The organism is Paraburkholderia ultramafica, from assembly GCF_902859915.1.
In the GTDB taxonomy this organism is placed as follows: Bacteria; Pseudomonadota; Gammaproteobacteria; order Burkholderiales; family Burkholderiaceae; genus Paraburkholderia; species Paraburkholderia ultramafica.
The window spans coordinates 159,800-176,477 of the sequence record NZ_CADIKK010000005.1; the positions used below are offsets into that span (position 1 = coordinate 159,800).

The 16,678-nt window shown below is 63.2% G+C and carries 16 protein-coding genes, 1 tRNA gene and 1 pseudogene; 9 read left to right on the forward strand and 9 right to left on the reverse strand.

Annotation, left to right across the window (positions count from 1 at the left end; genetic code table 11):
- Positions 1 to 163: 163 nt before the first annotated feature.
- The gene (gene tig, locus HV744_RS07290) at positions 164 to 1,510 is read right to left on the reverse strand and encodes a trigger factor (protein ID WP_175148859.1); all 1,347 of its coding nucleotides are present in this window, start codon (positions 1,508 to 1,510) and stop codon (positions 164 to 166) included.
- 538 nt (positions 1,511 to 2,048) lie between these two features.
- On the opposite strand from tig, the gene HV744_RS07295 reads away from it, so the two are divergent.
- Positions 2,049 to 3,194: a glycerate kinase gene (locus HV744_RS07295; protein WP_175148860.1), complete on the forward strand. Its 1,146-nt coding sequence runs from the start codon at positions 2,049 to 2,051 to the stop codon at positions 3,192 to 3,194.
- A 63-nt stretch (positions 3,195 to 3,257) separates the two neighbouring features.
- A complete protein-coding gene (locus tag HV744_RS07300; RefSeq protein WP_175148861.1) occupies positions 3,258 to 3,710 on the forward strand; it encodes a MarR family winged helix-turn-helix transcriptional regulator in 453 nt (150 codons plus the stop codon).
- Between the two features lie 453 nt (positions 3,711 to 4,163).
- Here HV744_RS07300 and HV744_RS07305 read toward each other — a convergent pair whose 3' ends face one another.
- A complete protein-coding gene (locus HV744_RS07305; RefSeq protein ID WP_175148862.1) occupies positions 4,164 to 5,630 on the reverse strand; it encodes a DUF3999 domain-containing protein in 1,467 nt (488 codons plus the stop codon).
- Positions 5,627 to 6,013 (reverse strand): annotated as a pseudogene (locus tag HV744_RS07310) (DUF2339 domain-containing protein); the annotation flags it as partial. The gene HV744_RS07305 and the pseudogene HV744_RS07310, both read right to left, overlap by 4 nt.
- A gap of 7 nt (positions 6,014 to 6,020) precedes the next feature.
- Here HV744_RS07310 and HV744_RS07315 point away from each other — a divergent pair.
- Complete coding sequence (locus tag HV744_RS07315) at positions 6,021 to 6,179, forward strand: hypothetical protein (RefSeq protein WP_175148863.1); 159 nt, start codon at positions 6,021 to 6,023, stop codon at positions 6,177 to 6,179.
- Positions 6,180 to 6,465: 286 nt separating this feature from the next.
- Entirely contained in the window at positions 6,466 to 6,753 is a 288-nt protein-coding gene (locus tag HV744_RS07320; protein WP_175148864.1) for a hypothetical protein, read from the forward strand.
- A gap of 92 nt (positions 6,754 to 6,845) precedes the next feature.
- On the opposite strand, the gene HV744_RS07325 is transcribed toward HV744_RS07320, so the two are convergent.
- Positions 6,846 to 6,932, reverse strand: a tRNA-Leu gene (locus HV744_RS07325).
- A 228-nt stretch (positions 6,933 to 7,160) separates the two neighbouring features.
- Between HV744_RS07325 and HV744_RS07330 the strand changes: the two genes are divergently transcribed.
- Entirely contained in the window at positions 7,161 to 7,985 is an 825-nt protein-coding gene (locus tag HV744_RS07330) for a squalene/phytoene synthase family protein (RefSeq protein ID WP_175148865.1), read from the forward strand.
- Positions 7,986 to 8,092: 107 nt separating this feature from the next.
- Here HV744_RS07330 and HV744_RS07335 read toward each other — a convergent pair whose 3' ends face one another.
- The 3 genes from HV744_RS07335 to HV744_RS37190 all read right to left on the reverse strand — a co-directional run bounded on the left by HV744_RS07335 (position 8,093) and on the right by HV744_RS37190 (position 11,569).
- On the reverse strand, positions 8,093 to 9,388 hold the full coding sequence (locus HV744_RS07335) for a DUF1501 domain-containing protein (RefSeq protein ID WP_175148866.1): 1,296 nt from the start codon (positions 9,386 to 9,388) through the stop codon (positions 8,093 to 8,095).
- Between the two features lie 54 nt (positions 9,389 to 9,442).
- A complete protein-coding gene (locus HV744_RS07340) occupies positions 9,443 to 11,071 on the reverse strand; it encodes a DUF1800 domain-containing protein (protein ID WP_175148867.1) in 1,629 nt (542 codons plus the stop codon).
- 168 nt (positions 11,072 to 11,239) lie between these two features.
- A complete protein-coding gene (locus HV744_RS37190) occupies positions 11,240 to 11,569 on the reverse strand; it encodes a hypothetical protein (RefSeq protein ID WP_246278973.1) in 330 nt (109 codons plus the stop codon).
- A 229-nt stretch (positions 11,570 to 11,798) separates the two neighbouring features.
- Between HV744_RS37190 and ompR the strand changes: the two genes are divergently transcribed.
- The 4 genes from ompR to HV744_RS07360 all read left to right on the forward strand — a co-directional run bounded on the left by ompR (position 11,799) and on the right by HV744_RS07360 (position 15,259).
- Positions 11,799 to 12,533 carry an osmolarity response regulator transcription factor OmpR gene (gene ompR, locus HV744_RS07345; RefSeq protein WP_006048917.1) on the forward strand — a complete coding sequence of 245 codons (735 nt, stop codon included), beginning with the start codon at positions 11,799 to 11,801 and terminating at the stop codon, positions 12,531 to 12,533.
- A 44-nt stretch (positions 12,534 to 12,577) separates the two neighbouring features.
- Positions 12,578 to 13,927 (forward strand): ATP-binding protein, encoded by a 1,350-nt coding sequence (locus HV744_RS07350; RefSeq protein ID WP_175148868.1) that lies wholly within the window; start codon positions 12,578 to 12,580, stop codon positions 13,925 to 13,927.
- Between the two features lie 184 nt (positions 13,928 to 14,111).
- Entirely contained in the window at positions 14,112 to 14,660 is a 549-nt protein-coding gene (locus HV744_RS07355; protein WP_175148869.1) for a peroxiredoxin, read from the forward strand.
- A 74-nt stretch (positions 14,661 to 14,734) separates the two neighbouring features.
- Positions 14,735 to 15,259, forward strand: a complete 525-nt coding sequence (locus HV744_RS07360) for a carboxymuconolactone decarboxylase family protein (RefSeq protein WP_175148870.1) — start codon at positions 14,735 to 14,737, stop codon at positions 15,257 to 15,259.
- An 88-nt stretch (positions 15,260 to 15,347) separates the two neighbouring features.
- Here the strand turns inward: HV744_RS07360 and ispF are convergent, their stop codons facing one another.
- Together ispF and ispD are read right to left on the reverse strand one after the other, a co-directional pair.
- Entirely contained in the window at positions 15,348 to 15,827 is a 480-nt protein-coding gene (gene ispF / locus HV744_RS07365) for a 2-C-methyl-D-erythritol 2,4-cyclodiphosphate synthase (RefSeq protein WP_175148871.1), read from the reverse strand.
- A 45-nt stretch (positions 15,828 to 15,872) separates the two neighbouring features.
- On the reverse strand, positions 15,873 to 16,586 hold the full coding sequence (gene ispD, locus HV744_RS07370) for a 2-C-methyl-D-erythritol 4-phosphate cytidylyltransferase (RefSeq protein ID WP_175148872.1): 714 nt from the start codon (positions 16,584 to 16,586) through the stop codon (positions 15,873 to 15,875).
- Between the last annotated feature and the right edge of the window lie 92 nt (positions 16,587 to 16,678).

Sequence of the window (16,678 nt, forward strand, 5' to 3'; positions counted from 1 at the left end):
ATATTAGATGCTAGACAGGTGTGTGCGGCGAGCCCGTATTCAAGTGCGCGATCAGTACGACCGCGTTGTGCAACAGAATGCAAAACGCAGCGCACACTAACAGCACAAAAAAAACGGCGTGCGGGCCGTCACTCCGACAGCCGGCACGCCGTTGCAGCGACGCTTACGCTTGCGCCGTTGCGCTTGCCAGTTCTTCGAAGCTCACTTCCTTGTCCGTCACCTTGGCCTTGCTGAGGACGAAATCGACGACGTTGGCTTCAACGACGTACGCTTCCATTTCAGCAAGACGCTGCTGGTTCGAATAATACCAGCGGACGACTTCCTTCGGGTCTTCGTAGCTTTTCGCGAATTCGTCGACTTCGGCGCGAATCTGCTCCGGCTTGGCTTGCAGCTCGTTAGCCTTGACCAGTTCGGCCAGCACGAGGCCCAGCTTGACGCGGCGCTCTGCCTGTTCCTTGAACATCGCGGCCGGGATCGGTGCGTCCTTGGCGTTCGGCACGCCACGTTGCTCCAGATCCTGACGCGCCATCGCGACGAGGCGTTCCTGATCCTGTTCGATCAGCGCGTTCGGCACGTCGAGTTCCGAAATCTTCAGCAGCGCGTCCATCACCTGGTTCTTGACGATGGCTTGCGTGCGGCGCTTCGCTTCGCGTTCGAGATTGTCTTTGATCTCGGCGCGCATCTTGGTCTGGTCGCCGTCTTCGATACCGAGCGACTTCGCGAAGTCGGCGTCGATTTCCGGCAGGTGCGGCCACTCGATCTTCTTCATCGTGATCGTGAATTGCGCCGTCTTGCCTGCCACGTCCTTGCCGTGATAGTCCTCAGGGAACGCCAGATCGAATTCCTTCGCCTCGCCGGCCTTCAGGCCCAGCGCTGCCTTTTCGAATTCAGGCAGCATGCGGCCTTCGCCCAGCACGAACGCGAAGTCTTCAGCGCTGCCGCCCTGGAACACTTCACCGTCGATCTTGCCGACGAAGTCGACCGTCACGCGGTCGCCCTCTTTCGCGGCCGTATCCGCGCCGCCGTCGCCGTGCTCGCCGGCTTCGCCGCGAGCGTGGAAATGCACGCGCTGCTTGCGCAGGATTTCCAGCGTGCGGTCGATTTCCGCTTCGCTGATGGTGGTCGTGGTGCGCTCGATTTCCGCCGTGGCGACGTCGCCCAGCTGCACTTCCGGGTACACCTCGAAGGTCGCGTCGAACGCGTAGTCGCCTTCAACGGCGTCGGCCTTCGGCGCGAAGCTCGGCTGACCGGCAACGCGCAGGTTTTCGGCGCGGCTGATGTCGAAGAATTCCTTGCCGACCTTGTCGCTCAGCACTTCGGCTTCCACCTGGCCCGAATACTGTTGCGTCACCATCTTGAGCGGCACCTTGCCCGGGCGGAAACCCGGCATACGCACGTTCTTCGCGAGTTGACGGATACGCGAGTCCACTTCCTTCTGCACGGCGTCCTTCGGCAGGGAAATCGTTACGCGGCGTTCGAGCTTGCCGAGGTTTTCAACAACGTTAGCCATGGCTTCAATCGTCCTAAAATTATTCGAGCGAATCAGTTATCTTCTCCGTGCCGCTTTTCGATGTCGCTCGCGTACGTTCGCTTACGTCGTTTAGCATCGATTGCGCGCCTGCGCCGCGGGCTTGCAGGCCGCCGGCAGCACGGTTGGGTCCAAAGAGCCGAATATTTTAGCAAACTATTTGCGCGCCTAGCCGGGATTCGATGATTGCGCGCGTCTTTATCGGCGTTCCGGCTGCTTTCCGGGCTGTTTCAGCGCGGTTTCCGTCCAGGCTGCGTGCTGTTTTCGCGATCAGGCCGTTGTGTTGCCAGCGGGTTGCTGCGCGTCCAGCTTGAGGGTCCTGTTCGCTCGCTTCGCAGTGGCGACACCTCGCCGGCAAGCGACGGGCGGCCCGCGCGGCACCGCAGACGATTCCGGCTATGCCGTTCGACCTATTCAGTCCGCGCGTCCATGCTGATAAGCTAGTGGACGCGCTCGGGGCTGCGCCCTCATCCGATCTTTTCACCTGCCCTTGCAACGATTCCAACCATCAAGAGACACCATGCCGAATTCGCCGTCCTCGCCCGTCGTCGTCGTTGCTCCAGATTCCTTCAAAGGCTCGCTTAGCGCGGAACAGGTCGCGCAGGCGATCGCGTCCGGTATCCAGCGCGCCCGCCCCGACGCCAGCGTGCGCGTCTGCCCGATGGCCGACGGCGGCGAAGGCACGCTCGACGCCATGCTCACAAGTGGCGGCGAACGCCGCAAGCTGAGCGTGCGCGGCGCGGCCGGTTCGCTGCGCGAAGCGCTCACGGGTCTGCTCGCGGACGGCAGCGCGATTATCGAAACGGCTGAGATTGTCGGCATTACGGATCCGGTCGGAATGGGCGTGCCGGTCGAAGCGCGCAGCACGCACGGCATGGGCGAGGCGATTCGCGCGCTGCTGGACGCCGGCGTGCGGCGCTTTTTCGTCGCGCTGGGCGGCAGCAGCACGAACGACGGCGGCGCCGGCCTGCTGGCCGGCCTAGGCCTCAAACTATTCGACGCGCAAGGCAAGGAACTCGAAGGGACGCCCGAACAGCTCGCGCGCGTTGCGCGTGTCGACGTCTCGCAGCTCGACGCCCGGCTCGCGGACACGCAGTTCGTGGGCATGTCGGACGTGGACAACCCGCTGACCGGCGAGCATGGCGCGACTGCGGTGTTCGGTCCGCAAAAGGGCGTCAAGCCGGACCAGGTTGCGTCGATCGACACCGCCCTCACCCGCTTTGCCGACCTGCTGGAGGCCGCGCTCGGACGCACGGCACGCGATCAACCCGGTGCAGGCGCGGCTGGCGGGCTCGGCTTTGCGCTGCATATGCTCGGCGCGCAGTTCGAACCGGGCGCGGAAACCGTCGCGCGGCAGATCGGTCTCGATGCGGCGCTCGAAGGTGCGAACTGGCTGATCACGGGCGAAGGCCGCTCGGATGTGCAAACGCTGCACGGCAAGGCGCCCTTCATCGCCTGCGGTCATGCGCGCGCGGCCGGCGTGCCCGCCACACTGCTGTCCGGCGCAGTGGACTCGGCGGCCTTGCCACGCCTCGCCGAATACTTCAGTGGCTGCTTCTCGCCGGCGCCCGGACCGATCACTCTCGAAGTCGCGATTCGCGACGCGGCACGCCTGCTCGCCGACGCGGCCGAACAATTGACGCGCCTCAAATACGGCGCGCGTTGACCGGCGGAACGGTTGCGGCAACAATCACATCGCCACAACCGCTCCACTCACTACGGGATGACCATGAAGGACTCCGTTAAAGCCGGACTCGAACAATTCCTCACGTACCGTCTGCATGTGCTGAACAAACTCGCTGAGCGTGGCATCAGCGAACGCTATCAGGCCAAGCTCGGCGTAACCTTGCCTGAGGCGCGGGTGATTGCGTCGGTGGGGTCGTTCGGACCGTTCTCGATCATGGAGTTGGCGAGGCATGCCAATCTCGACAAAAGCCAGGCGAGCCGCGCGGCCGAAGCGATGATCAGGCAAGGGCTTGTGCAGCGCCAGCCGAGCGCTGAAGACGGCCGCGTGGTGCTGGTTTCGCTGACGCCGGAAGGCCGTGCGCTGTACAGGAAAGTGATGCCGATCGCGCGCAAGTGGAACGGCGATTTGTTCGACTGTCTCGACGAGCGGGAAAAAGCTGCGTTCGGCGATGCGCTCGACAAGATCATCGAGACGATGGCGGCGCGGGAGGAGTGAGGCGTGGCGTGTGGAGTGGGCGGCGCATGCCTGGCGTCGTTCTGCGTTGCATACGGCTCGCTCTTCGCGCTACTTGATTCAACGCTCAGCGCGCTCGACCCGGCAATCGTTCGGCTCGGTGAACTGGCCGCTGCACATCTAACCAGGTCTTCGTACTGCTCGTAGCGGCGCCCTCTGGCGTTCGTCACGGCGCCTGATTCTGCGCGCGACTCGCGATATGCGAACCCGGCGACTCAGCGCACCGCCACCGCCAGGCACAACGCGCTCTTCGTAGCAAGCGACGTACGCTCGCTGCGTTCCTGCGCCGCCCGATTCGGCCCAAGGCTTGACGCGGAACCGTGCGACTCAACACATGGACCACCGCCACGCACAGCCCGTGCCCTACACATTGCGGGGCTCGGCGCGCCCTCTGCATTGGTAACTGGCTGGCGCCAAACGATCCGCTCGCTCAAATCACTCCTTCTCGTTGCGTGTTCCATCGGCATGGGCATCGGCAGGTCCCGCATCGTCACCCGCAGCGCTCGCTGCGCCAGTACCGCCGGACACACCACCGCCCACCTCACCCGCGCGCGACTGCGCAACGTGCGCGAGCCGCCAGGCAATTGCTCCAAGCGAACCGACCGCCAGCACCAAAGCTGCCCACAGCAGATAGCGGCGCGACGCATCCGGATCACTGCCCGCAGACCCCGTGCTCGCCTCTCGCGCGACAGACAACACATCACCCAATCGCGCCGTCGCGGCAACCGACGAGGCACCCATCAGCAGCGCCTCGCGACTCACCGCCGACGACACCGTCGCCGCACTACCCACCGCCAGCGTGAACGGCGCAGTCCCGCGCGCAACGAAGGTCAGCGTCGCTGGCTGCCAGCCCGCCGCAACGGTCAAGGCCCCACTGCCGAGTCCGCCGTTGCGCGTATCGACAACCACGCGCCATTGGCGATCGGTGTCGGGCTTCATTTCGAGCGAAGGATTGTTCTGCTCCACCGTGCCGTTATGCAGGCGGAACAGCGTCGCGCTGGAGACCTCGCGCCACGGCGCGTCCAGACCCGATCGTGAGTAGACGACCGCAGGCACCACCGTATTCGGCTGAGGCAGATTCAGACGCAAACGGTCGACCGGATAAGGGCCACCCGTCGAGAAGAAGTACTCACCGGCTTTCGGCCCCGCGTGAGCGACGATGCCTTCGCGCCAGTCGCGCTGCGCGTCGGCCCGTGGCGCATGCTCTGCGCCGGCCGCGTACACCTCGATGTCCATCGAATCGACAAACGGCGCGCCGTCGAGCCAGTGCAAACGCAGGTAACGCGCGTGGATGCCGTCCAGTTCGATGCGATCCTGGCTCAGCGTGCTGCCGTTGTAATTGACTTTCAGCAGTTGCGCATCGCCCGCGGGTTGCCAGTGACGCAAATCGTCGCTGGCCTCGACGCTCACACGGCCCTGGTAGTTGTCATCGCGCAAGTGCACGAGCAACGCGCCGAGCCGCCCTGCGCGCGACACGCTTCCGACATCGATCAGGTCCACGTCGTGTTGGGCGCGCGGCGGCGGCGCCGAGGTCGCGCGCAGCGATCCGTCGGCCGCGATCGTCACCCCGAGCGGCGCGCCATTACCGCCGGCAACGGCGGGCGGCAACGGAAACCAGCTCACCGAACGCAGCGTCGGCGGAGTGCGCGCGGGTTCGCGCGGCGCGTCGAGCGAGTACGGCACGGGTTCGCCGGCGCCGTTGAATACGCGCACGTCGCCGAGATCGCCGCGCTTGCTCGCCGCGTAGACGGCCGCCGGCAGCGTCACGCTGTAGTACGCGGCGCCGTCGTCGAGTTGGAGCGCGAAACGCTGCGCGAAATCATTGGCCGCGACCGCGGGTCCCGATATCCACACGGCGACGATTGCAAAGCACCAGCCGGTCAGTTTCAACGCACGCTTCATCGTTCAGTTTCCGGAACCACAACCTTGGGCGGCAACGGTGAGAAGTAGCCGATCAGCAGCAACATCAAACCGATACCGATAAACGATACGATCCGCTCGATACCCGTGACGTGCGACAGGTCGAACAGGAAAAGCTTGACGACGGTCGCCGCCAGCAGCGCGCCGCCGATGAACCAGACCAGCCGGCTCGCCCGGCGCGTCGCCCAGATCATCATCGCGAGCGCGCATAGCGTCCAGAATACCGAAACCGAAGCCTGCACGAGCATCGAATGCGACATGGTGTCGAACTGGTACGGTACGCCGATCCAATGATGCAGCGTGCGCAGCAGCAGCGCGTTGAGCCAGATGAATCCGGTCGTGCCTGCCGCCACCTGCAACGGCACATCCGCAATGCTTGCGCATTTTTCCGCCCGCATGACGCCGTTGAAATGGCATCGCATTAATCTGTTGATTGCGCGGAATGGCGAAGCCGAGTTGCGGCAGCGTCATCATGCTCGCCGCACGAGCATCAATACGGCAAACCGGATCACGGAGGATATCGCAGCCTGACTACGCCGATTACGGTAGCAAGCAAAATTCACAGATTGCGCCAATCACGTCTGTGAGGAGCGTTTGATCCGTGCGTCGACGATTTGCATTTCGCCGTTAATGCGGACAGGTACCAACGACGCACGCGTATCGCCCAATCGACTAACTGCGCTAAAACGCCATTGCGATTCTCACGCGCAGCCGACGCGGCCACACCCTCTGATTCGCGACAACCCGTCAACCATGTCAAAATTCGGGCTCGGCCACCGAGCCTTCACACTCCCACTTTTCATTCAAGGAAGTTTCAGTGGACATCAACAAACAGGTCGCGGCCCTCACCGCTTCAGAACTCCAGACCGCCGGCGCGAGCCAGGCGACGGCGATCGCGGTCAGCGTATTGCTGCGTCATCTTCGCTCGCCCGAGTTGGCAATACTGTTGTCGTCGGCATTTGAAAACCATCAGGCGGCCATGCTGCAAACGCCGTGGCCGGATCAGATGCTGCAGGCTTTCGAATCGACCCGCCGTTTCCTCGAAGGCGCGGCTCAGGCAGAACTGCCAGGCGCGCAGGCGCAATCCGCAACGCCGGGCGTCTGAGCGATGTCGGGCAGACTCTGCCCGACATGCTCGCCAGAAACAAAAAACCCCGTCAGTCCAAAGACTTAACGGGGTTCTTCGCTACAGATAGATGGTGCGAGGGAGGGGACTCGAACCCCTACACCCTTGCGGGCGTCAGGACCTAAACCTGGTGCGTCTACCAATTTCGCCACCCTCGCAGCCGGGCAAGCCGCTGTCCGTTCTGCCCGATGTCCTGCCTGCTCGCGGCCGCGCTGAAACACGCGCCCGAAAGCGTAAGCGCGAGATTCTAACTGATTGATTCACGCTTGTCTGCATCTGCTCAGCATCTGTCAGGCGGCGCCGATGCTAGAATTTTGGGCTCGATGCACGTAAGGCACCTAACCCGTGCCCCTTCTTCGCCTGCTCTTCCCCACATTTCCAATCCAGTGAATTTCGACGAATATTGCCAGCAGAAAGCGGCGCCGCCCGGATCGAGCACTTACTATGCGCTTCGGCAGGCGCCCACAGCAAGTCAGCCACAATTGACCGCGCTGTTCGCGTTGCGCCGCGAGTTCGAGGAAACGGTCAAGGAAACGAGCGATCCGGCCATCGGCCGCACGAAACTCGCGTGGTGGCAAAACGAGATCGCCGCACTGGCATCGGGCTCGCCGTCGCATCCGGTTTCCAACGCGCTGGCCGCCTATCTGCCCGACGTGAAGGCGGAATATCCGGCGTTGCAGGCGTTGCTCGCTGGTTTCGAAATCGACCTCGACCAGGCGCGTTACCTCGACTATCCGAATCTGCGGCGCTATGTGCAGGGCGTGGGAGGCTCCTTCGCGTCACTGGTGGCGCGCGCCACCGCGAAGGACGCCGCGCAGGCATCGAACTGGTCGGCGCCGCTCGGAGAGGCGCTGCTGCTCGCGCAGTTCGTCGTCGAAACGGGCAATGATGCACGCCACGGCCGCATCTACATTCCTATCGACGAAATGCAGCGCTTTAATGTCACCGCTGCCGATCTGATCAATCGAAAATATACCGACGCGTTCACCGAGTTGATGCGCTTCGAGACCAACCGCGCCCGCGCCGCGTTGCAGACCGCGCTTGCGGCGGTGCCCGCGAATGAGCGCCGCGCGCAGCGCACGCTGCTCGCGCTCGCGGCGCTGGCGTTGGCGCTGCTGGATGAAATCGAACGCGACGGCTATCACGTGCTGCATCAGCGCATCGCGTTGACGCCGATCCGCAAACTTTGGATCGCGTGGCGCGCGAAATAGATGGGATGGACTGAAGCGGCGCGGCGTTTCGGGCTGCGCCCGATCATGTGATCAGTCATCCAACGCATCGCCTCGGACGTCTCGCAACGGTCCAGTTCAATCCGTCATCAAACGCGCAATAGCGGCAACGGCTCGAACCGCTGCTGCAGAATCGCCGACGCGTCGAGCCCCCACCAAGGCCCAAGCACTGTGGCATATAGCTGTCGAAAATCGACGCCGACCGGCAAGTTGCCGTTGCCGTCGAGCCGCGCGAGCGTCGGCGGCACGCCATACAAACCGCCTCGCACGCGTCCGCCCATCACGAAATGCGGCGCCACGGTGCCATGGTCGGTGCCGTTGCTCTGATTCTCGCGCGGACGACGCCCGAACTCGGCATAGGTCATCACCAGTGTGTCGTCCCAGCGGCCAAGTTCGACGAGTGCCGACCTCATCGACGCCAATCCTTCAGCGAGTTGCCTGAGCAACGCGGCGTGCTGACCCGGCTGATTCTGATGCGTATCGAAGCCGTTCAGCGTCAGACGGATCACGGCGACACCCTGCCCGGTCTTCGGCGGTCTTTGCGGCGTGTCCTCCAAGCGGGCTTCCTTCCCACGCGGACTTCCTTCGGTCGTCGGGGCGCCCCGCAAGGGGACTTCCTTCGGAGCGTCGCTGGCGGCGAGCACCTGCATCGCCGTTTTGATCGAGCTGCCGAACGCGCCGCCGGGAAACGCCGTCTTCAACTGCGCCTGGCCTTGCGCGGGACGCAGACGATCAGCGGCTTTGACAATCTCGTTCTCGACGTCGAGTATGTGCGCCAGTTCGGGATTACGCTCATGCAGCGACACCGGCGTCGCAAGCCGCGACGCGTTGACGAACTGCGCCGGATTGACCAGCGCGATCGCGCGTGCGCCGTTCGCGAGCGGCCCCATTTCGGCGCTGCCGATCACCACGCCGTCGGCGACAAAACCGGCGGGCACCGGCATCTGCGCAAACGCGCGCGTCAGCCACCCTTCGCGAAGATACTGATCGGCACGCGACGCGGTGTCCCAGATCTCGATCGAACGGAAGTGCGAGAGATTCGGTTGCGTGTAGCTGACGCCCTGCACGATCGCCAGTTGCTGGCTGCGCCAAAGGGGCATCAGCGGCTGCAGTGAGGGATGCAGCGCGGTGCGTTCATCGAGTTGAATCGCCTGTTCGCGTTTGATGCCGATGTTCTTGCGCAGCTCGTAATAGGTCGGGTCGGCAAACGGAATCACGGTATTCAAACCGTCGTTGCCGCCTTTCAGTTCGACGAGAATCAGCAGGTTGTCGTAGCCACGACTTGACGACGCGTGAGGCATTGCCACCTGCGCGCCGAACGAGCGCGGCAACCAGAGCGTCGCGCCGGCGGCTGCGCCCATCGACAGAAAGCTGCGTCGTTTCATCCTGCACCTCGTTCGATTGTGATGGCACGAGCCGTGCCGCCGCCGACGGTCCGTTCATTTCAACTGATAAGCCGGGTCCATCAGCAATGCTTCCAGGTAGGCGCTTGCGGTCGAATCGGTGGCGATCGCGTCGACCGGCGTGAACGGCAAGACCGCGTGCTGCAACTGCAGTTCGGCCGACAGCCCCGGCTTCGCGATCGGCGAAGTGTTGTAATGCGCGAGCCAGGCCGCAACATCGAAGCGTATGCCACCTTGAGCGGCCCGCGCCGTTGCGCGCTGCGGCGGCGCCTTTGTCGGCATGCTGGACGAAGGCGCACCGTTCGCCGCGATCTTGGTGCTGGCCGGACTACTCATGCGCGAAGGCGCGGCGGCCCCGGTTGCGCGAAACAGTTGCTCGACGAACTGCTTGCGTGCAAGCAGCGTCGAACTATTGATCCATATCGTGCCGCCCGGCCATCCTTTGACGTTCGGCGGGTAGAACAGGTTCTCGCCGAGCGTGCGGATCTGCGCGGCGAACGGCGCGGTGTCGTCATAGCCGATATCGAACGCTCGCAGCGTCCCGACCACGAACTCCACCGGCGACTTCACGAGTACGCCGCGATCGCGGTCGTCCCAGAACGCGTCGCTGAGGAATAGCCCGTGCAGCGCGACCTTGATGTCGTAGTGACTCGCGCGAAACTGCGCGGCGATCGGCGCGATGCGCGCCGGGTCCGGCGTGTCGGAGACGAATTCGCGCCACAGACCGGCGGTGACGAAGGTGGCCGTTTCCGGCCGCGCAAGCAGGATGTCGAGCACCTGATCGCCATCGAACGGCCCAGTTTGACCGAGCACGGTCTTCTCGCCGTCGTCGTGCTGGTCGGCGCGCCACACGTACGTCTGCGTGTCGGGATCGAGACTCCATCCCGTGTAGGCACGTGCGGCCTCCGCAACGTCGCGCTGCGTGTAATGCCCTTCGCCGAGCGTGAACAACTCCATCACCTCGCGGGCGAAATTCTCGTTGGGCTTGCCCTTGCGATTGCTGGCGCCGTCGAGGTATTGCAGCATCGCCGGATCTTTCGCGATGTCGTGCAGCAACGCGCCGAAATTGCCGAGCGCGTCCCGGCGCAACAACATGTTCTGCTGCGCCATCTGCTGCGGATACGGAACCTTGTCCTGCCCCGACGTGAAATGGTTATGCCAGAACAGCGTCATGCGCTCGGTCAGCGGCGACGGCGTGCTCAACATCTCGCGCACCCACCATGCGCGTAATGATTCGTAACGCTGACCCCGCATGCGCTGCTGTTCACGACGCCGGTCGTCGGTCCAGGCCTTGCGCATTTCTCTCGTGGGGATGGGCGCGGGCACCCAGTCGGGCGACGGCGTGACAGCTTCGGTTCGTGCGCTCGCCAGCACCTTGTCGACGGCCTGGTCCCGCGAGAGTCCGGCGTATTGCGCGAGCTCGGCGCTATCCGGCGCGAAGCCGACCCGCGTCAGGAAAAAACGCGCATCGTCGGCGTCGAGGATGCTCTGCTCGCTCTGCGCAACCGCACTCCTCGCCACCGCCGAACGATGCTTGACATGCGGAACATGAGCGACGCTCTGCGGCGCGGCGGCGGCCGGCAATCCGAACAGCGCCGCGCTCAGCGCAGTGGCCGAAGCTACAAGCCATCGGCTGCGATTACCACGTCGCGACAATTTCATCATCGATCGTCCGGGTTGGCGGGACGTCACAAAAAAACTCGCGCGGGAATACGCGCGTCGCTCTGACCGCTCAACGGCAGACTGGATGGGGAAGTTGACGATGGAAATGCAACGGGATCTTTCACGCGAGGAGGCTGCGTGACATGCGCGCCGAGGACGAGCACGAAAAAGCTAGCGCTTATAAAGTTCACGGACAGCATCTTCGATGTGCTGCCGTAACAGACGCCGTTCGTCGGGCGTCATATGACCATCGCGACGACGTTGATCAAGATCGGGGGGAACTGCGGTGCGCAACATCACGTCTGATGCTGGGCGATCGGTACTCGGGGTATTGCGGTGGTTAGCCCGGGGCTTGCCGGGTCTGGGCGCGCGCGCGCTCGCAGCTCTGTCGGCGGAAGGCTGGGCATGGGCGAGCGTTGGTCCCAGTGAGCCTGCAAGCGTACCGGCTACTGCCAGTGCAATGACGCTCAGGCGCACATTCGGCCAAACCCCTCCCTTCATGTTGTTCCCTTCGTGGCGCGGCAACCGGCTACCTCAAATGCGTATACAAACCCCGGTAACGAGCCGGGTGCGAGAGTTGTTGTCGAGTGAAGTATCCACCGAACAGCCGCATTCAGTAAAGGAGTCTAACTGCCCCCGCTTTACGTCGTGCCACAGTGCGGGTAAATTTTGTAACTGACTGTAACCCCGTAAACGATGCAGCCGCGCACTACTTTCTAATCGCGCTAAGATGCCGACCATGGAAACCAAAAACCCTTCGAAAATCCTCGTCGTCGATGACGATCCACGCCTGCGCGATCTGCTGCGCCGCTACCTCGGCGAACAGGGCTTCAATGTCTACGTCGCGGAGAACGCGCCGTCCATGAACAAGCTCTGGGTGCGTGAGCGCTTCGATCTGCTGGTGCTCGATCTGATGCTGCCCGGTGAAGACGGTTTGTCGATCTGCCGCCGCTTGCGCGGCAGCAACGACCGTACGCCGATCATCATGCTGACGGCCAAGGGTGAAGACGTCGATCGTATCGTCGGCCTCGAAATGGGCGCCGACGACTATCTGCCCAAGCCGTTCAATCCTCGCGAACTGGTCGCGCGAATCCACGCGGTGCTGCGCCGCCAGTCGCCGTCGGAGTTGCCGGGCGCGCCGTCCGAGACGACCGAAGTGTTCGAATTCGGCGAGTTCGCGCTGAATCTCGCCACCCGCACGCTCACCAAGGCCGGTCAGGAAATTCCGCTAACCACGGGCGAATTTTCCGTGCTCAAGGTATTCGCGCGTCATCCGCGCCAGCCGCTGTCGCGTGAAAAGCTCATGGAGCTCGCACGCGGCCGTGAATACGAAGTTTTCGACCGCAGTCTCGATGTGCAGATCTCGCGTCTGCGCAAGCTGATCGAACCCGATCCGGGCAGCCCGCGCTTCATTCAGACCGTGTGGGGTCTGGGCTACGTCTTCATCCCCGACGGTGCAGCCTGAGTTTGTTCTCGTCTCCAGTTTGTGATTTCAGATAAGAAGGGCCCATGCGGATCGACCGGCGCCTCCTGACGCTCGCGTTCGGCGGCCTTTTCTGGCGAACCTTCCTGTTGATCGCGCTGTTGATCGCAGTCAGTCTCGCCGCGTGGTTCCAGAGCTTCCGGGTGATCGAACGCGAGCCGCGCGCGCAGCGCGTGGCTTTGCAGCTCGTCGCCATCGTCAAGCTCACCCGCACCGCACTCCTCTATTCCGATCCCGACTTGCGGCGTGCGCTGCTGCAGGATCTGGAAAGCAATGAAGGGGTGCGCGTGTACCCGCGCGAAGCCACCGACAAGTACAAGCTACAGCCCGACGAGTCGCTGAACCGCCTGATCGAACACGACATTCGCGGCCGCCTCGGCGACGACACGGTCATTGCGCAAAGCGTGAACGACATCAACGGCGTCTGGATCAGCTTCAAGATCGACGACGACGACTATTGGGTCGCGCTCGATCGCGATCAACTCGACAACGCGACCGGCTTGCAATGGGCCGGCTGGGGGGTGTTCGCGCTGGCGTTGTCGCTGTTCGGCGCGGCGTTCATCACGAGCCTCGTGAACCGGCCGTTCGCCCGGCTCGCCATGGCCGCGCGCAAAGTCGGCTCCGGCCAGTCGCCGGAGCCGCTGCCCGAGCGCGGCATGGGCGTGGCCGCCGAAACCAACCGCAGTTTCAACCAGATGGTGCAGGACCTCGAACAGCTCGAAGCCGACCGCGCGCTGATGCTCGCGGGCATCTCGCACGATCTGCGCACGCCGCTCGCACGGCTGCGGCTCGAAACCGAAATGAGCCCATCGGACCAGAGCACCAAGGACGCGATGGTCGACGACATCGAGCAGATGGACATGATCATCGGCCGATTCCTCGATTACGCCCGCCCGGTGCAGCGGGTGCCGGAGCCGGTCGACCTGTCGGTGATCGCGGGAGAGCTGGCCGCGCGCATGCAGAGCGAGGACAGCATGCGCCTGATCACGCGGCTCGCGCCGTCGGCGGTGATCGAGGCCGACGAAACCGATATGCGGCGCGTGGTCGGCAATCTGCTGGAGAACGCGCGCAAATACGGCCTGAGCGACGACGACGGCGTTCCGCACGTGATTCTGGAGACGCGGGTCTCGCACTCGCGGGTCGAACTCTCGGTGGTCGATGAAGGCCCCGGGATTCCGGAAGACCAGCTGGCGCTCGTCACCCGGCCGTTCTATCGGGTGAATTCAGCGCGCACCCAGGCCAACGGAACGGGCCTTGGCATGGCGATTGTTCAGCGGCTGGTGGGCCGCTATCGCGGCGCGCTGCGCTTGCGCAATCGCACGCCAGGACCGGGTCTCGAGGTCACGATCGAATTCCCGCTCGCCAAAGGCGCCTGATCTGAACGGGCGCTTTCCGCCTGCGCGGCGACGCGCCGCGTTGAATAATAACTATCCGGGTCGTTAGGAAAAAACTATTGAACAGATTGTTCCATAGAACTATAGTGAAGCGGTGTAACGCGCTCGTTATGACGAGCTGGTAGCCTCAACATGCTGTCTTTCCAACACACGAAGGAGCACTCGCATGAAAACTGTTGGCGATAAGGTCGAAGCGTTCACCGTCACTGCTGCCAAGCCGGGCTTCAACCACCATGAAGAAAACGGCGCGTCGGCGTTTGAAGAAATCACGGAGCAGTCGTTCCCGGGCAAGTGGAAGATCATCTATTTCTACCCGAAGGATTTCACGTTCGTGTGCCCGACGGAAATCGTCGAGTTCGGCAGGCTCGCCAACGATTTCGAAGAACGCGACGCGGTGTTGCTGGGCGGCAGCGTGGACAACGAATTCGTGAAGCTGGCATGGCGCCGCGAGCACAAGGACCTGAGCAAGCTGAACCACTATTCGTTCGGCGACGTGAAAGGCGAGCTGATCGACCAGCTCGGCGTGCGTGACAAGGAAGCAGGCGTCGCACTGCGCGCCACCTTCATCGTCGATCCGGAGAATACGATCCAGCACGTGTCGGTGAACAACCTGAACGTCGGCCGCAATCCGGAAGAAGTGCTGCGGATTCTGGATGGCTTGCAAACGGACGAACTATGTCCTTGCAACCGCGCAATCGGCGGCGCAACGCTGTAAGCCGTGCCGTCAAAAGCCCGCTAAGCCTGAAAGAGCAGCGGGCTTTTTTATCGACAACCCGATAGGAGATCCCAATGGAATTCTTGTCTTCGATCAAGGCGCTCGTGCCCGACTATGCGAAGGACATCCGGCTGAATCTCGATGGGACGATTGCACGCTCGTCGCTCGAAGGGAACGACGCGGTCGGCGTCGCGCTGGCGGCGGCGTTCGCCGCCAAAAGCACGCTGATCGTCGACGCGATTCGCAACGCCGGCGTGCTGTCGCCCGAAGAAGCCAATGGCGCGCTGACGGCCGCCGCGTTGATGGGCATGAATAACGTCTGGTATCCGTACATCGAGATGACGGAAAGCGCCGACCTGAAATCGCAACCGGCGCAGTTACGGATGAATGCTTACGCGTCGCACGGCGGCGTGGATAAACGACGCTTCGAGATGTATGCGTTGGCGGCTTCGATCATCGGTAAATGCCGTTTTTGCGTGAAGTCGCACTTCGATACGCTGGTCGCCGAGGGCATGAGTTCCACGCAATTGCGGGACGTGGGTCGCATCGCGGCCGTGATCAACGCGACCGCACAGTGTATTGCCGCCGAGGGCAAATAGGTGTTGGACTGCGCGCAGCGCGATGTCTGTCTCGCCGCTGCGCGCCGCTGGATTGCGCTTGCCTGTCTCTAGCAGGCAGACGACCCGATCATTTCTTGATCAACAGAACCACAGCCTGCGCTTCGATACCCTCGCCTCTGCCAAGATAACCGAGCTTCTCGTTGGTCTTGGCCTTGACATTGACCCGCTCGATCGGCAGGTCGAGATCGGCCGCGATACGGGCGCGCATCCCTTCGATATGAGGCGCGAGCTTCGGCGCCTGCGCCACCACGCTGCTATCCACATTGGCGATCGAAAAGCCCGCCGCCGTCACACGCGCGACACACTCGCGCAGCAGCACCCGGCTGTCGGCACCGGCGAACTTCGCATCGGTATCGGAGAAGTGACGGCCGATATCACCCAGCGCGGCAGCGCCGAACAGCGCGTCGGTAATCGCATGCAGCAGCACGTCCGCGTCCGAATGGCCGAGCAGCCCGCGCTCATAAGGAATCGTCACGCCGCCGATAATCAACGGACGTCCCGGCACCAGCGCATGCACGTCATACCCTTGCCCAATTCTGAAATCCATACGAGTCAAGTCCTCAAGTCCGCTTACTAAAATTGAAATCGTCGATCACGAAGCCGAAGGCCGGCTCAGAATCGCCTCGGCCAGATCGAAATCTTCCGGATAAGTCACCTTGAAGTTGCGCAGGCTCCCTTGCACCAGCTTCGGCGCATGTCCCAACCACTCGATCGCGCTCGCTTCGTCGGTCAGGTCGTGACCGTCGGCCTGCGCGCGCAAGATCGCTTCACGCAACATGCCGATGCGAAACATCTGCGGCGTCTGCGCCTGCCACAAGCCATCGCGCGCCTCGGTGCGGGCGATGCGGCTATCGAACGAGGCGGCGTCGACCCGTTTCAACGTATCCGCCACCGGCAATGCCATGATGCCGCCCACCGCGTCGTCCTTCAGTGCGCCGATCAGTGTGCGGATCAGCGCCGGCGTAATGCCGGGGCGTGCCGCGTCGTGCACCAGCACCCAGTCGTCGTCGCGCGCGCCGAACTCGGCGAGCGCATGCAGGCCGTTCAACACCGACGCCTGGCGCGACGCTCCGCCCGAGCGGCGCACCGCAAAGCGCAAGCCGCCGAAGCGGCGGGCGTCGAAGTGCTGGTCGTCGGGGGCAATCACGACAAGGGTTTGCGCGAACTCGCTGCAGGCATCGAACGCCGCCAGCGAGTAATGCAACATGTCGCGGCCGGCGACAGTGCGATATTGTTTGGGCATCGCGGCGCCGGAACGGCTGCCGGTGCCTGCGCACGGAATCAGGGCAAATAGACGGGAAGTCACGAGGGCGGATGCCGCGAAGTGAAAGTAAAGGACGGATTTTATAATAGGTCCTTCGCATCCACGCCCCGACACGCGTAAACTTGCCGATCACG

Excerpts from the sequence above, each read along its gene's own strand:
- HV744_RS07335 (WP_175148866.1), bottom strand. The coding sequence starts at position 9,388 with ATGAAACGACGCAGCTTTCTGTCGATGGGCGCAGCCGCCGGCGCGACG.
- ispF (WP_175148871.1), bottom strand. The coding sequence starts at position 15,827 with ATGGATTTCAGAATTGGGCAAGGGTATGACGTGCATGCGCTGGTGCCG.
- HV744_RS07360 (WP_175148870.1), top strand. The coding sequence starts at position 14,735 with ATGGAATTCTTGTCTTCGATCAAGGCGCTCGTGCCCGACTATGCGAAG.
- HV744_RS07300 (WP_175148861.1), top strand. The coding sequence starts at position 3,258 with ATGAAGGACTCCGTTAAAGCCGGACTCGAACAATTCCTCACGTACCGT.
- HV744_RS07340 (WP_175148867.1), bottom strand. The coding sequence starts at position 11,071 with ATGATGAAATTGTCGCGACGTGGTAATCGCAGCCGATGGCTTGTAGCT.
- tig (WP_175148859.1), bottom strand. The coding sequence starts at position 1,510 with ATGGCTAACGTTGTTGAAAACCTCGGCAAGCTCGAACGCCGCGTAACG.
- HV744_RS37190 (WP_246278973.1), bottom strand. The coding sequence starts at position 11,569 with ATGAAGGGAGGGGTTTGGCCGAATGTGCGCCTGAGCGTCATTGCACTG.
- HV744_RS07315 (WP_175148863.1), top strand. The coding sequence starts at position 6,021 with ATGCTTGCGCATTTTTCCGCCCGCATGACGCCGTTGAAATGGCATCGC.
- HV744_RS07305 (WP_175148862.1), bottom strand. The coding sequence starts at position 5,630 with ATGAAGCGTGCGTTGAAACTGACCGGCTGGTGCTTTGCAATCGTCGCC.
- ompR (WP_006048917.1), top strand. The coding sequence starts at position 11,799 with ATGCCGACCATGGAAACCAAAAACCCTTCGAAAATCCTCGTCGTCGAT.
- HV744_RS07355 (WP_175148869.1), top strand. The coding sequence starts at position 14,112 with ATGAAAACTGTTGGCGATAAGGTCGAAGCGTTCACCGTCACTGCTGCC.
- HV744_RS07295 (WP_175148860.1), top strand. The coding sequence starts at position 2,049 with ATGCCGAATTCGCCGTCCTCGCCCGTCGTCGTCGTTGCTCCAGATTCC.
- HV744_RS07350 (WP_175148868.1), top strand. The coding sequence starts at position 12,578 with ATGCGGATCGACCGGCGCCTCCTGACGCTCGCGTTCGGCGGCCTTTTC.